Genomic DNA, 13,668 nt, shown 5'->3' on the forward strand with positions numbered 1-13,668 from the left:
TACATTATTTTTGTATATTTAATCTAAAATAACATAAAAAGGTAAAGCGTATTTTATATGCTTTACCTTTCTTTTTTGTAATAAATAAGTGTAGTTTCATCATTTAATTTCTTTATAACCTCTGTTCTTTTATAACCCATCTTTTCGTATAAAAAGCAATTTTTCTCTTCTTCTAAAATAGTAGCAAGTTCCCAGCTCGTTGCTTCAGGAAACATTTCCTCAATTAATGTAAGTACCTTTTGGGCAATTCCTTTTCCTTGATAACTCGGGTGAATAAACATTGGACTGATCCAAAATTTATAGGGTGTTTCTTTTGGTGAAATGCATATCGCTCCAACAAGATTCATTGCCACTATTATTTTATAGAAGCCACCGTCTACATGATTTATTCTACAAATAGTTTTTTCGATAGTTTCATTTGCTGGATTTGTTTCATAGTCTTTATATTTATGTAATAAAGGGCTAAATGAGTCTATTTGCATTTGAAATATAACTTCTGCATCACTTTCTGTCGCCTTCTCTAATGTAATCTCCATGTTACCAATTAAGTCGCTTTCTTAACGAGGTAATATGAGCGGTATGATGACGACCATGCCATGCGTATAGTCCTATTGCAACAGCAAGTTTTGTTTCACCAGTTTCAGGATGGTTAAATGTCTTTTCTAAATCTTCAATTTCTAGAGAATATAAAAGGTTAACCCATCTTTTATGTAATGAATCTAGCATTACTAGTGAAACATCTACCGGTAATTTTGAATCGGGTAACTCTGCCCACTTCTCTTCTTTATACGGCTTAATAGTGGGATTCTTTTCTGTCAGTGCTAATTTAAAGCGTATGTAGCTATTCATATGACTATCAACGACGTGATGAACTACTTGACGTACAGTCCAACCTCCAACGCGATATGGTGTATCTAACTGCTTCTGATCTAAATCTTTAATTGCCTTTGTTAGTTCATTTGGTAAATCTTCAATTTCTTGAATCCATGTATCAATCATTTCTTCAGTTATAGGACGTTTGTATGTAAATTGGCCAATTGGATAACGTAAATCATTCATGAATAAGTCCTCCTTATTATAAGCGTGAAGTATTTCTCCAAATATAGTGTACAAACTTCACATGTTCTCCATTTAATTCTACAGAAGTTGTATCTGATTCGTTTTGATAAGAAGAAAATCCGCTTTTTTCTAGTACAATTTGTGATGCGAGATTATTAGTAGTTGTTTTAGCATGAACTTCAGTAATTTCATTATTTTTCGCTACATCTAAAATTAATTTTACGGCTGCTGTAGCAACTCCTTTTTTAGTAAATTTTTCTCCGACCCGATACCCTAGCGAACTAATTTGAGTTTCCGTATCTATATCTACTAAATTAATTCGCCCTACAATTTCTTTTTCTTCATTACGAATTAAATAAAAATAAGAATCTCCATCTGCTTGTTCTATTAATAAATCGTCTAGTAGTTTTTGGAAATATTCAAATTCAAAATATTTTGAGCCACGATTTGGCACCATTGTTTCAAAAAAAGATTTATTCGTAAGTTCAAACGTAAATAAATCCTTAGCATCTTGTTTCTTTAGTTGCTCTATGTATATTTTCATCCCGTATTCTCCTTCTAGATTTACTAACTGTTATACATTCTTTTTTAATCAATTATATTCCTGCTATTACTTTCGATTAAGTAATACAGATAGTAGCACTTTCGGATGAAAAAGATGAAATGGACTACGAATTAAATTCATCACTCGTACTAACCGAATATAAACATCAGAATTACTTGCGGATAGTCGATATATTTGTTTCGTATACCATAGCTGAAATTTTTGTTTTGTAGTTAATTCTCTCTTTAGTTGCGGATGACGTGATATTTCCGTTGTTGTCATATCCCATGGGGGTTCTATTATATTAGCTGCCTTTTTATAAAATTGTTGTGTAAATGTTTTATCAAGTTGTTTTCTACCTTGCAGAAGTAATTGCAACTGGTGAGCCTCCATAGCAGCAACTGATACGCCTTGGCCGAAAACGGGATCAAAACGACATTGCGCATCTCCAACAACTAATAAGCCTTCTGGTACATTATTCACTAAATCAAATCGCCGGCGTACTTGATAGGGAATTTTGTATGTCTTTATATCAGTAATTCCCTCAGCCTTGTTTAGGAAGTCTGTAACATTAGAAATTGATAGGTTTTCAGCAAAATCATAAAACTCATCATCTGTTTGTGGTGCTTTCTCGTTTGCGTATCCACTGAAAGTAACAAAATAACGATTATCTTCTATCGTTTGAATAAGAACGCCATAAGGGCTATCAGGGAAACTCGGAGACATTAGCACATTGCAACAGTCTAATTTCTCATTTTCTTTAAGTTTGAACATTTTCGTTGCGTAAAATAAATCAATACGAACTTTCTCTTCTTGTACTTCAATTTCATATTCTCGTAACCACTCTATACTTTTTGAGCCAAATCCACTCGCATCAACTACAAGGTCTGCATGAACTTCTTCTTGTATGTCTGTCTCTAAATATTTAACTTTTACTCCACACACTTTGTTAAGCTTTTCATCTACCAATAACCCTTTAACCAATGTTTCATATTTAATAGTAATATTTGAAATCTGATGTATTCGTTTTTGAATATGCCATTCTAGTAAAGGACGACTTTGTTGAATCATATGTACTTCCCCTATGAACGGTTGTTTCCATAGACCGAATTGATGCCATTTTAAATCACGTGTAAAGTTGTTTATAATACTACCCGCTTCTATTAATTCATTCGTAATAGTAGGAAACAATTCTTCAATTGCTTTTTCTCCACCTTTTAATAACACGTGAGGATGATTACTTTGTGGAACTCTTTTTCTTGAAGCTTTTCCATCCCATTTTTCACCGACTTCTAAAATGATTACTTCTTTAAAAAAAGTTGATAATGCTTTTGCTGCAAACTTTCCTGCCATACTTCCACCAATAACGATAGCCTGATTAAACATATTTTCCCCCTTAATAAAAAGAGATCCTGCCTTGTATGAATGAAACAGGATCTTAAACTAATTAACTTCTTTATCATTATACTTAAAATACATCAGTAAATTGCAAAGTTAAAATTAAAATACCTAATCCCCATACGTAATACGCGAATACTTTTAAGGAGTGACGTTTTAAATATTGAATCATCCATGAAACGGCTATGTATCCAAAAAACGCTGCTGATAACGTTCCGACAATTAAAGATGTACTAGAAATAGATTCTGCTTTCCCTTGAAAAACGTCTACAAATTGCAAAATGATAGCTCCAACAATGGCTGGTGTCGAAAGTAAAAAAGAAAAGTAAGCAGCAGTTTCACGGTCTAATTTTCTCCATAATGCAGCGACAATTGTCATTCCAGAACGAGAAATGGCTGGAAAAATAGCAGCCGCTTGAAATGACCCGATAATTAGTGCGTCTTTATATGTTATGTCATCCATTTTTTTACGACCATTTTTTTGTTTATCTGCCATGTAGAGAAAGAATCCAGTCACTAAAAACTCCCAACCGATCGTGATTCCTGTTTTTGAAATATCTTCAAAGAAGTCTTTAAACAATAAACCAATAACAACTGCAGGTATCGTCCCAACAATAAGTAATAACATGAGCTTTGAAAATGGGTTTTTAATTAAATATATAAATTCTTTTTTGTAATAAATAAACACTGCAAGTAAAGTCCCAATATGCAACATCGTATCTAAAAATAAGCCTGCTTCATCTAATTGAAATAAATGCCTTCCTAAATAAAGATGTCCGGTACTACTGATTGGTAAAAATTCTGTTAAACCTTGAATTATACCTAATATGAAAGCTTCTAACCAATTCATGATGGTCTCCTTTCTCTTTTGCTTGTACCAATATATGAGGGTTAAATTTTCGATATGAAAAAAACTATATTTCTCTATGAATTTACTTTTAGTTTATGGATATATATGTAAAGAGAATTAAGGAGGGTTATTATGTGGAAGCACACAAAATTCGGTAATGTATTACTTTGGATGGGCCCTATCCTTGTATTTTTAGGACTATGTATGACAAATGTTATTTCAGATATTCCTTTCTTTGAAGGAAACCATAAAACGCTTGGTATTGTACTTATATTTATAGGGATATTCTGTTTTATTGTGGCTAATCATTTGAAAAAAGGAGAAAGATATGAAGAATAAATCTAAATAAAAAACAATCCTGGCATATTAGCTAGGATTGTTTTTTATTAATGTTGATTATTTGTAGAATACTTTATCAACGTTATATTTCGCTTTGTATTCATTAATGATATATGTTTCGTAAATTTCTCTTTCTGTTGGATCTTCTACGATACATGCATCAATGCGGTATACTTCATCACGGTGATTTTTAATTGGTGAAACATTATCTTCAAAATGCTTCTTAATACGTTGTCTAATTTTACGAGCTTTACCTACGAAAAGTAGTTCGTCATTAATATTGTAAAACATAAAAATGCCGCCTTTATCTCTAGGGAACAAGTGGAAATCGATAAATCCATTAATTGGAGTAATGATTGGCTCGTCTCCTTTAATAACTTGTTTACGTTCAGTAATTGTAACATCAACTTCAGGGATACTAATTTTAATCAAGTTCATTCACGTCCTCTTTTATTATAAAGATAAATAATAGCATACATATGTAAGAAAAGCTACGTTCATAGTTATATTTCATTTTATAATTCAAATATTATAGGTGTATCATGTAAACTCTTCTTCCAAATCATATGATCACTTGATTCTCCCCAATAATCTTTCAGTACATAACTAGGCTCTCCAAACTTCTTTGTCCATATACTTTGCGCTTTTCTGTATCCACTATCTAAACAGAATTCTGTTATTCCTCTGCTAAGTAACGTAAGAAACATTGTATGTAGCAGTAAACTCCCGATACCCTTTCTTTGATACTCTGGAAGTATAAATACAGTTCCTATTTCATACAAATCCTTAAGTACACCACCTGTACAACTATTAATCAATGTACTTGCTGGACCAACTTCAATTGTTCCAATGATTTTATTGTTATTTGTATCAATTGCTAATAAAAAGTAACGTTTTTCTCCATTACTATCAAAATCTGTTTTCAAATATTGCTTTTTCATGTTAATTTCATTTTCTATGTCATCCAATAGTTGTGATAATCCTTCATTTTTGTATGTATTCGTAATAACGATACGGAAAAATAAATATAGTTCATCTACATCATTCAAATTCGGTCTTCTAACTGCAACGTTAGTCATGAATACATTCTCCAATCTTCATTATGCCATTGTCAATACAACACTTTACATAATCTATTCATCATTATTCTGCAAAAACCTGCATAAATCCAGCAATATAGAAAGCTCAGTATAAATATTAATAAAATAATTTTCATGTCCATAGTTGTATGAACAGTAGGACCAAGTACCGGAAAACGGAAAACATCGAGAACGATCATAATACCTATAAGTAGACACGTTGCTGAAAAAGAAACTATCCAAATTCTCCTCTTAAATTTTAAAAAGGCTAGTCCTAAGGCTAGACCTAATAAGCCTGTAGTAAAAGGAAAGATAATTAGTTCACTTGGCTCAATAATAAATAATAGAAAAATAGTAAGAATATAAGAAAGTATTCCCTCACGAATAGAATAGAAAATAGCAAAAAAAATCGGTAATGTCGAAAATGGACTAATGAGCAAACCTATACCAGGAACTAAGTTACCCGCTGCTTGAAACATGGTGGCTAATGCACTCATCAAAGCTGTAAGTACTAACTTATTCGCAAGGGACAATTTTCTTTTATGAACAAAGCTTATATCATGCTCTATCATCAGTTGATACCAATAACGTACAAACCGATTCATTAAAATCCCCCCTAAAGACACCTCATTCATTACTTTCTATATTATTCGTACACATACGGTTTATGAGTTACTTTCTGCAAGTTAATAGATGCTCATACATTGAAGATTTTTAGGGGGATAAGTTAAGTCGTGCGTTTTGGGAACAGAATGAATTCCTTATATTATATTTTTAGACTGATAATTTGTATCGTATTAAGGGATAATTTCAAAAATGGTACCTTTGTTAAAATCAGTTACTTTCATAGAACCGTAAACTCCTAAATATAATCTAGTTTGATTCAAATTTGTTCCTAAACTCATATAATAAGCTGCTTGCGTACCAAAATCATAATTGGTTTCAATAGCATGAAAGTCAGCATGTTTACCGTCTGTACCTGCTCTAGTATAAGCTAAAACACCCTTAACTGGCGGTCGAGAATCTTCTTTCTTAGCAAGGTCAGTAAACACTACGCTACCTGTTAAATTTGGAATTGCATTTCCCATATATGGCTGAACTCCTGTAAGTGAAGTTCCTCCAAACTTATCTGTTCTAGAATCTTTATGAAAATAACTAAGTAGAGGCAGAATACGCTTCACTGAAGTTTGCATTGTTTCATCATAATAAACCATTGTTCTCTCATCCAAAGTCTGATTTTCGGAACAATGTCGTATAAAAGAAGTAGGTAAATCCCCTTCCCATCCTCGCCACCCAAAATTGATAACCCCATCTTGATTGGGAGTTAACCTCATAAAATGCATTTGAACAAGTTCTGTAACCGGTATAGGTTTATATTGAATAAATGAAAAAATAGACTCTACAATATCTTGTCCAACATTTCCAGCGTATTTGATATATTGATTATAAAAGCTTTGAAATGAAATGCCGGTTATATTACGTAATCCTTTTGCAATTACTGTAAGTGTTTCTTGTATAGATAAAGGAAGTTCATTAAAGCGTGTAACTACAGGAGGGTTATTTATAAATGTATTTTTACTTACATCGATTTCAATTATTTTTCCTGCTATTTCTAAATCATCTTGGCTTAAATTAAATGGATCATAACCTGATCCGCCATCTCCATTTGTAAAAACAAGTTTTCCAGTCTCAGGTGAAAAGTTTAAACTATTGACTCCGTTATGATTAAAAAATGGTCTTCTTACATTCAGTAATGTTCGTCGCTTTTGAGCTTGACCATTAGATTGTAAAGTCCATTCTTCCACAGTATCAATGTGATCATATTGCGTATTTCTATTAACCCACTTTAAATTTAACGTTTTAGGGTCACAAGGATTCGGTTTAAATTGTTCAGAAAGTGCACCTGGCCCTTGAGTTCCGGCTACTGAATAATGTAGATAAAATAACCTATTTTGATAAAATTGTGGATGGAACGCAAGTCCTAGCAATCCGCGTTCATCATAACCGCTACTAGAAACACCTTCTTCAAATGTACCTAATTTAATAATTTGTTGACGAATATCTAAAAATGTCTTTATAACGCCATCCCCTATGTAAAAAATCTCTCCTAATTGGGTTGCGATAAATAGTCTTTCGGTCGATTCGCCTGGAAGTATTGTTGTTTTCAATACGGTTGGTAAATTTATATTATGAACAATGGGTCGTAAACTAACTTTAACTTTTGTCAATTAACTGTACACCCCTTTTTCTTCTTTTTATAGAAGAATATGATTAGAGTAGTTCTGTTAGTATCAAATAAGTCGTATTCCTTTTTATTACAATTTTGTATATAATATAATTATAAATACTCTGGGGGACGAACTATGATAATCGTACTACAAATCATCTTACCACTAATTTTCGCAGTCTATTTATTTACCCTCTATCATAACGGGACGTATGGATCTGCTTCATTCATTTTAGCAGTCATGATAGGAATTTTCGGTTTAGAGAATATTTTTCAATATGCTAGTCTAACAGATCATGCTATTTATCCATATTGGGGCAGTTTGAAGGCTGTTGTTATCGTTTTATCAGTCGTATTTCTATTTAAAAAAGGTGGTTTAACAGGAAAATATTGATTTGTAATGCGTTACATATTTTCTTGTTAAATTGCTTTTATTTTATAAAAGAAGAAATATTTATGTGAAAACAAGAAGGGATGTGTTACATATGTCTATAAATATTATTTCAATAATCTCTATCATAATATGGATTGTGTTAATTACAGAACTTATAAAACCTTCAAAAGAACAGAATGGACGAAAAATGGTAACTTTAGTAACTGCTGGTTCCGTATCAACACTTATTTTGACGGTTTCATTTATTCAAAATATCCCGTTTTGGAATTGATAGTGATATAACTAACAATAATATGTATAAATAAAAAGATTAGGATTCACTCCTAATCTTTTTATTTTGGGGTAGCACCACACATCCATCAACTTAAGGTATATTTTTATACAAAATGCGGTCTTTCTATATAGTTTTTTATTATCTTTTATAGATTTTATAAAAGTAGGCATATCAAATAAACCCTGACGGGCTTCAATTTTTTTACTATGCTACCTGATGAGTAGAAGTGGTATACTCATAAACAACACCCAAAATATCAAAGACTGTCTTTTTCTCATATCGATGAGATTTTCGTCCGTTGTGCTGTAGGAGGTTAAACAGACGAAGGAGAACCTTTGATAATTCTTGGGTGTTTTTGTGTAATGCTTGGTAAAAAAGTAAAAAATAATCCTTAATTATGTACATCGCTTTATATTCACTTAGCTCTTTCTGTTTCTTACGTAACAGGAGTTCTCGCATTTTAAACATAGTAGAAGAACATAATAGGATACTAATGAGTTGTCCATAAAGGTGACATTCTAATCGTTCTTGTTTAATAGATTTACAACGATGAATTTGAAACCAAGATTTCCATATTTTAAATAACAGCTCAATTTGCCAACGCAGTGAATATAGATCATAAATTTTCTCTTTTGGTACCCATTCCGTAGGAATGTTTGTCATATATACCGTAATACCTTGTAAAAGTTTTGTACGCTCTGTATATGTAATTCCTTTTTTCTTTTCGCGAATAGCTCGATCACGTAGACGTTTCTGTTTTTGCTCCTCGGTACATCTATAAACTACAATTCGAGTAGGCAGTTTGTCTTTACTCCCTACATATACATCATGTAATTCATACACTTGGCCAGGCTGCAATTGTTTCATGATGTCTTCCAAATGAATTTGTATATATACGGGTTTTAATTGAGCGGGTTTTGTTTTAAATACTACTGTTTCAAATTCTTTTCTATATATTTTAGTGGGTAACTTTAGACGTGATAAATAATATCCTTGCTTATCTTGAATAGACTTAAAGTCTTGTAGACGAAAATATCCTAAGTCACGAATATATAGTTCATTCTTTTGTGCCATGCCTGTTCGAGTCGCACTATATGCCTGATCACTTCGTTTTCCTGGTTCAATTTCCACATCAGAAAATTTTCCACTCAACAAGTCATACTCTAGTTGGATTTTCACACCAGCTGTATGACTACACCCTCCGGCACCAGGATAAGTAGTTGCGAATCGATCTGGAACTTGGAAGGTTGTAGAATCAAGGACGAGAATCCGCTCAAAATAAGAAGAAAGAGAATGAGAAATCTTAGATACTCCTCCAATTTTAGCTTGTAGAAGTGTAGTAAATACAGTGCGAAAGAAGGCTACAGAATCCGAATTAAATCGTCGATTAAGTCCCTCCGGACTTAATAAAATTCCTGTTGAAGTTTCTAATTGACTACAAAGTTGAGTAAGAGAGGTAGTAGCGATTTGTTGATTTAACCATACACACAAAGATAAGAAATGGTGCCCGTGGCACTTGCGTTTTCGTTTCATTCCGCCTGCTTCTATAGCTAATTGATTAAGTGTAGCGGGAGACATATATCGATATAGCTCTTCGGCAAATAAAGATAACTCTTGTTTTTGATGCATATTCATAAAAAGCACGTCACCCTTTCTCATTAACATAAGAAAATAGTAACGTGCTTTTAACTTCAAAAATAGTCTAAATCCTTAAGTTGATGGATGTGGGGTAGCACCACATACCCAGCAAGCTAAGGTCTTGAAGTAGCCCCTAAACAAAATTTTAAATTTTTCTAAAGTTATTTATGTGAATTCAAATCGTTTTCAGGAACATATGTGGTCCTTTTACAATTTGAAGTTCTTTTTAAGCTTCTTATATTTTCTGTACGAACGTCTAACAATGTTTAACATAAAATACGGTATTTTAACGGGGAAAGGCAATTTATAAATGAAAGGAAAATAAAAGGTGAAATATGCCTTTTCTAGGTCTCTCCACTTACTATCTTCTTTTGTTTTTAAGAAATCAGATACATCGACTACATATCCCCTTCCTTTTTCCATCATCACATTTTTCCCGTGAACATCACAAGGAGTTAACCCTTGTTCCCTCGCATACTCTAAAGCCTCATTAATATCAAGTATTACTTGCTTAGGAATTTTAATTCCCTTATGAATAGCATCGTATAAGGTAATTTCTTTTAAACGTTTCAATACTATGAAATTTTCTCCTTTATATATAAGCTTTGAATAAGAAGGATGATCTCCAATTCTTCGGTATACTTCTGACTCTTTTTCAATTCCTTCTCCTTCTCGCACGTAAACTTTCACTACCCAATCTTTGTATTCTTTGTGCATGAATACTGCGGCATAATTACCTGTTCCTAAACACTTCCAAAGTCTAGGAATATCTTTAACTACTACAGGCTCGAATTCATCCTCACTTCTTATACTTACCTCTTTTAATAATTCGTCCTTTATCAATCCCACAAAACTATTTATACTCATCATTCCCACTCCGGTTTTGCTAAAAGGGGGCCCACCCACATTTTAACGAAAATATACACTAAGCGAATTTTAGCATAAAACGAGTCATCTTTCTTCTTAAAATAAAAAGCTAACTCGTTTTATTTAAACTGTTGAATACTTAATATCTATTCCGTTATTCATAGCCAAAAACCGTACGATATAAAAATATTTCTAACTATTTTCATTTTTTCAGAGTCAACTGTATAGGGCTTTTCTTAGTACAAGTTCTCTTAGTAAATTACCTATACAAAATCTATATTACTCTATTTTATAATCTAAAACATTGTTTAGAAGTGTAGCAAAGGTTTGTTAATGGTTCCATTCTTGTTCCAATACTATCTTTGTTAGCTAAAACTTTTATTGTTTTAATAGTCTTTTGTTTAATTCCCACAATGCTGTTTTGTTGCTATCCCATTTCAAAAACGTTACTGCTTCCTCAAAGCATAACCATTTATAATTGAAGTGTTCTTTAGATAATGATATGTTTTTTGTAGGGACTTTAACTCCAAAAGAAAATTCTTTTATTACATAAACCTCTTCTCCCCAAAGGAATCCTCCAACTACATCTTCTACTGATAGTGAAGACACAGAATCTAATTGTATATATGGACATTCTCTTGTAATACCAGCCTCTTCAAATGCTTCCCGTTTTGCTGATTCAATAGGAATCTCACCGTCTTCTCCGCCACCAGCTATTCCTTGCCAATAACCATAATCACTTCGGTTAAAAATGGCATATTGAATAGAATCGGCAGTTTTTATATAAGGAAATATCAATACTTGATATGGCGCTCTCATTACTTAACCTCCTCTCGAAAATAAGTTTTAAAGCAATATGAATAAAGAGCCGACATCACAATTCTACATTATTAATGCAGGTCTATAATGTCGGCCCTCTATTTTTAAATAATTTTATTTTTCATAAACAGGCTTACTCTTAACAGAGGAAAAACTACTTATTCTCTGTCGAATTTGTTTAGCATGGTTTTTCATAAATGTTAGCAGTACTCCATATTATTCAATTGCGCCAGCAACGTCATAATCATTTAAATCTAATTCAATCGGTTGTCCGAGCGCTAGTTTAGCAAGTTCCGCTCCTAAGTATGGACCAGCTGTTAAACCCGAAGCCCCTAATCCATTCGCAACGAGAATTCCTTCAAAGTTAGGTAGTGGCCCGATAACAGGTAAGAATCCTGGTGTGAATGGTCTGAATCCAACTCTCGTTTCAAGCATTGTAGCATTTTCTAAGCCAGGTGCAACTGTTAATGCCTTATGGAATACTTCATGTAAACCACCTGCTGTTACACGATGATCGAAACCAGTATCATTCTCATGTGTTGCACCAATTACGACATGACCATTGTCAAACGTTAAAATATATTGATCGTTCGGTGGCATAACAACTGGCATATTTTCTGTTGCTGTATTTTCAATTTGCAGATGAACAATTTGTCCTTTTTGGAATGTAACTAAGAAATTAACCCCTAATGGGTTCAAGATTTCATTCGCCCATGCGCCTGCAGTTACAATAACCTTTTCTGCTAAAATTGTTTCATCGTTTACTGTAACTCCAGTAATATGATTTCCTTCACGGACTAATACTGCATCGCCTTTTATAAAAGTTGCACCATGTTTTTTCGCAGCACTTATTAATGCATTGCGTAATAATCTTCCATTCACTCGTGCAGCACCACTAATATGAACAGAACTATATTCGTCTGATAATGCTGGGAATAATTTTTTTGTTTCTTCAGCTGATAAGCGAGTTATTTCACCAATCTCTGGGGCATCTTCACGTCGTTTATAAGCTCGCTCTTCCATTTGATCTAACTTTTTCTCGTCAGTATGTAAACTAATTGCACCTACACGATTATATCCTGTGTCAGTTTCGCCGTCTTCTTCTAATTGCTGAATTAACGAAGAATAGTAACGTGCACCGCCTTTAACGATTTTATACCATGCTTTATTACGACGCTGTGATAGCCATGGACATACAATACCTGCTCCTGCATCAGTTGCTTGCCCTAATTGTTGGCGATCCACGATAGTAACATTCGCACCTGCCTTAGCAAGATGATAAGCAGTAGACGCTCCTAAAATTCCAGATCCAACTACAATATACGATTTCATTTCAAACACCTTTTCTCTTTTGCTAATTATATAAATATAAGAACATTCCTTAGTATAATGGAAGGAATGCTTTTTTCAATGCACTCATCACAATTAATTGTTGCAGCATTGTGACTTTCTTAATCATTATTTTTTCTTCTTACGGAATAATTCAATTGTTTTATAGCCTTGTGAAAGGATCTCTATCATTTTCTCTAGACGTTTTTCACGTGTTTTTTCTTGTTTTACAGAAAAAAGATTACGTGCCCAATCTTTCTGATATCCAGGCGTTAAACTTTGATAAAACTTAAGTTCATTCGGATGATTAGCTAATAATGCTTCAACATCTTTAATTCGATCTACATAATCGGCAACACATTGACTCATAGCAGATGTTTTTGTTGTTTTTTTCTTTTCACGTTTTAAACCAACAACAGTAAAGACTTCATCCATACTTACCATTCGTGCAAATTTAATATCGCTTTCTCCCACATAACCATCTTCTCCAACGTTTAATGCCGGAAACATCTCATCACGGTGAATAAACGTACTATAACGAGCATTACCTTTTTTCGGATATGCGAAGAATACGTAACCTTTTTCAATTAGTAATTCTTCATTACTAATAATAAAATTCGTTTGTTTCACCATTTCATCAAGCGTTTCTACAAATATAAAGATAGCATCGTGTTCTTTTGAGAATGCAGTTTCTTTACCTGTAAAAATGTCATAATCACTTGGTTCGTTAATAACGACCATATTTGTATACTTATTAAGTTTCAATTTATCAATAACTGACATAATAATCTTCCTTTACATTCAAAATTCATTGTACATACTTTTTCGTACTGTTCTAGTGTATTATATGT

17 protein-coding genes are annotated in these 13,668 nt (G+C 32.9%); 3 read left to right on the forward strand and 14 right to left on the reverse strand.

What is annotated here, in order from left to right; genetic code table 11:
- Positions 1-62: 62 nt before the first annotated feature.
- The 5 genes from MHH27_RS13765 to MHH27_RS13785 form a co-directional block, all read right to left on the reverse strand.
- A complete protein-coding gene (locus MHH27_RS13765) occupies positions 63-536 on the reverse strand; it encodes a GNAT family N-acetyltransferase (RefSeq protein WP_090977900.1) in 474 nt (157 codons plus the stop codon).
- 1 nt (position 537) lies between these two features.
- Positions 538-1,059: a YfiT family bacillithiol transferase gene (locus MHH27_RS13770; RefSeq protein WP_000999070.1), complete on the reverse strand. Its 522-nt coding sequence runs from the start codon at positions 1,057-1,059 to the stop codon at positions 538-540.
- Positions 1,060-1,075: 16 nt separating this feature from the next.
- Complete coding sequence (locus MHH27_RS13775) at positions 1,076-1,603, reverse strand: GNAT family N-acetyltransferase (RefSeq protein WP_078401728.1); 528 nt, start codon at positions 1,601-1,603, stop codon at positions 1,076-1,078.
- A 66-nt stretch (positions 1,604-1,669) separates the two neighbouring features.
- Positions 1,670-2,989 carry an FAD-dependent monooxygenase gene (locus MHH27_RS13780; RefSeq protein ID WP_340942956.1) on the reverse strand — a complete coding sequence of 440 codons (1,320 nt, stop codon included), beginning with the start codon at positions 2,987-2,989 and terminating at the stop codon, positions 1,670-1,672.
- A gap of 82 nt (positions 2,990-3,071) precedes the next feature.
- Complete coding sequence (locus MHH27_RS13785; protein WP_001104274.1) at positions 3,072-3,851, reverse strand: undecaprenyl-diphosphate phosphatase; 780 nt, start codon at positions 3,849-3,851, stop codon at positions 3,072-3,074.
- A gap of 132 nt (positions 3,852-3,983) precedes the next feature.
- Here MHH27_RS13785 and MHH27_RS13790 point away from each other — a divergent pair, with 132 nt between their 5' ends.
- Entirely contained in the window at positions 3,984-4,190 is a 207-nt protein-coding gene (locus MHH27_RS13790) for a hypothetical protein (protein WP_025709423.1), read from the forward strand.
- 57 nt (positions 4,191-4,247) lie between these two features.
- Here MHH27_RS13790 and MHH27_RS13795 read toward each other — a convergent pair whose 3' ends face one another.
- From MHH27_RS13795 to MHH27_RS13810, 4 genes are all read right to left on the reverse strand, one after another.
- Positions 4,248-4,628, reverse strand: a complete 381-nt coding sequence (locus MHH27_RS13795) for a nucleotide excision repair endonuclease (RefSeq protein WP_001048947.1) — start codon at positions 4,626-4,628, stop codon at positions 4,248-4,250.
- Positions 4,629-4,705: 77 nt separating this feature from the next.
- Positions 4,706-5,269 carry a GNAT family N-acetyltransferase gene (locus tag MHH27_RS13800; RefSeq protein ID WP_000185959.1) on the reverse strand — a complete coding sequence of 188 codons (564 nt, stop codon included), beginning with the start codon at positions 5,267-5,269 and terminating at the stop codon, positions 4,706-4,708.
- Positions 5,270-5,301: 32 nt separating this feature from the next.
- Positions 5,302-5,874, reverse strand: a complete 573-nt coding sequence (locus MHH27_RS13805) for a hypothetical protein (RefSeq protein WP_053564289.1) — start codon at positions 5,872-5,874, stop codon at positions 5,302-5,304.
- Between the two features lie 192 nt (positions 5,875-6,066).
- Positions 6,067-7,497 (reverse strand): PQQ-dependent sugar dehydrogenase, encoded by a 1,431-nt coding sequence (locus MHH27_RS13810; RefSeq protein ID WP_340942959.1) that lies wholly within the window; start codon positions 7,495-7,497, stop codon positions 6,067-6,069.
- A 135-nt stretch (positions 7,498-7,632) separates the two neighbouring features.
- On the opposite strand from MHH27_RS13810, the gene MHH27_RS13815 reads away from it, so the two are divergent.
- Both MHH27_RS13815 and MHH27_RS13820 read left to right on the forward strand, forming a co-directional pair.
- Positions 7,633-7,890, forward strand: a complete 258-nt coding sequence (locus MHH27_RS13815) for a hypothetical protein (protein ID WP_000587696.1) — start codon at positions 7,633-7,635, stop codon at positions 7,888-7,890.
- A 91-nt stretch (positions 7,891-7,981) separates the two neighbouring features.
- On the forward strand, positions 7,982-8,161 hold the full coding sequence (locus MHH27_RS13820) for a hypothetical protein (protein WP_340942961.1): 180 nt from the start codon (positions 7,982-7,984) through the stop codon (positions 8,159-8,161).
- A 207-nt stretch (positions 8,162-8,368) separates the two neighbouring features.
- On the opposite strand, the gene MHH27_RS13825 is transcribed toward MHH27_RS13820, so the two are convergent.
- From MHH27_RS13825 to MHH27_RS13845, 5 genes are all read right to left on the reverse strand, one after another.
- Positions 8,369-9,799, reverse strand: coding sequence for an IS4 family transposase (locus MHH27_RS13825; RefSeq protein ID WP_097833444.1), 1,431 nt, complete (start codon positions 9,797-9,799; stop codon positions 8,369-8,371).
- Positions 9,800-10,009: 210 nt separating this feature from the next.
- On the reverse strand, positions 10,010-10,669 hold the full coding sequence (locus MHH27_RS13830) for a serine/threonine protein kinase (protein WP_000026522.1): 660 nt from the start codon (positions 10,667-10,669) through the stop codon (positions 10,010-10,012).
- 378 nt (positions 10,670-11,047) lie between these two features.
- On the reverse strand, positions 11,048-11,488 hold the full coding sequence (locus tag MHH27_RS13835) for an NUDIX hydrolase (protein ID WP_001202588.1): 441 nt from the start codon (positions 11,486-11,488) through the stop codon (positions 11,048-11,050).
- 216 nt (positions 11,489-11,704) lie between these two features.
- Positions 11,705-12,820, reverse strand: coding sequence for an NAD(P)/FAD-dependent oxidoreductase (locus tag MHH27_RS13840; RefSeq protein ID WP_098250684.1), 1,116 nt, complete (start codon positions 12,818-12,820; stop codon positions 11,705-11,707).
- A gap of 126 nt (positions 12,821-12,946) precedes the next feature.
- On the reverse strand, positions 12,947-13,600 hold the full coding sequence (locus MHH27_RS13845) for a YdeI/OmpD-associated family protein (RefSeq protein ID WP_070757832.1): 654 nt from the start codon (positions 13,598-13,600) through the stop codon (positions 12,947-12,949).
- Between the last annotated feature and the right edge of the window lie 68 nt (positions 13,601-13,668).

It is taken from the genome of Bacillus sp. FSL L8-0152, from assembly GCF_038006365.1.
GTDB classification, from domain to species: Bacteria; Bacillota; Bacilli; order Bacillales; family Bacillaceae_G; genus Bacillus_A; species Bacillus_A cereus.

Coding starts and splice junctions, on each gene's coding strand:
- MHH27_RS13840 (WP_098250684.1), bottom strand. CDS start 12,820: ATGAAATCGTATATTGTAGTTGGATCTGGAATTTTAGGAGCGTCTACT.
- MHH27_RS13770 (WP_000999070.1), bottom strand. CDS start 1,059: ATGAATGATTTACGTTATCCAATTGGCCAATTTACATACAAACGTCCT.
- MHH27_RS13800 (WP_000185959.1), bottom strand. CDS start 5,269: ATGACTAACGTTGCAGTTAGAAGACCGAATTTGAATGATGTAGATGAA.
- MHH27_RS13825 (WP_097833444.1), bottom strand. CDS start 9,799: ATGAATATGCATCAAAAACAAGAGTTATCTTTATTTGCCGAAGAGCTA.
- MHH27_RS13765 (WP_090977900.1), bottom strand. CDS start 536: ATGGAGATTACATTAGAGAAGGCGACAGAAAGTGATGCAGAAGTTATA.
- MHH27_RS13790 (WP_025709423.1), top strand. CDS start 3,984: ATGTGGAAGCACACAAAATTCGGTAATGTATTACTTTGGATGGGCCCT.
- MHH27_RS13835 (WP_001202588.1), bottom strand. CDS start 11,488: ATGAGAGCGCCATATCAAGTATTGATATTTCCTTATATAAAAACTGCC.
- MHH27_RS13815 (WP_000587696.1), top strand. CDS start 7,633: ATGATAATCGTACTACAAATCATCTTACCACTAATTTTCGCAGTCTAT.
- MHH27_RS13780 (WP_340942956.1), bottom strand. CDS start 2,989: ATGTTTAATCAGGCTATCGTTATTGGTGGAAGTATGGCAGGAAAGTTT.
- MHH27_RS13805 (WP_053564289.1), bottom strand. CDS start 5,874: ATGAATCGGTTTGTACGTTATTGGTATCAACTGATGATAGAGCATGAT.
- MHH27_RS13820 (WP_340942961.1), top strand. CDS start 7,982: ATGTCTATAAATATTATTTCAATAATCTCTATCATAATATGGATTGTG.
- MHH27_RS13845 (WP_070757832.1), bottom strand. CDS start 13,600: ATGTCAGTTATTGATAAATTGAAACTTAATAAGTATACAAATATGGTC.
- MHH27_RS13830 (WP_000026522.1), bottom strand. CDS start 10,669: ATGAGTATAAATAGTTTTGTGGGATTGATAAAGGACGAATTATTAAAA.
- MHH27_RS13785 (WP_001104274.1), bottom strand. CDS start 3,851: ATGAATTGGTTAGAAGCTTTCATATTAGGTATAATTCAAGGTTTAACA.
- MHH27_RS13795 (WP_001048947.1), bottom strand. CDS start 4,628: ATGAACTTGATTAAAATTAGTATCCCTGAAGTTGATGTTACAATTACT.
- MHH27_RS13775 (WP_078401728.1), bottom strand. CDS start 1,603: ATGAAAATATACATAGAGCAACTAAAGAAACAAGATGCTAAGGATTTA.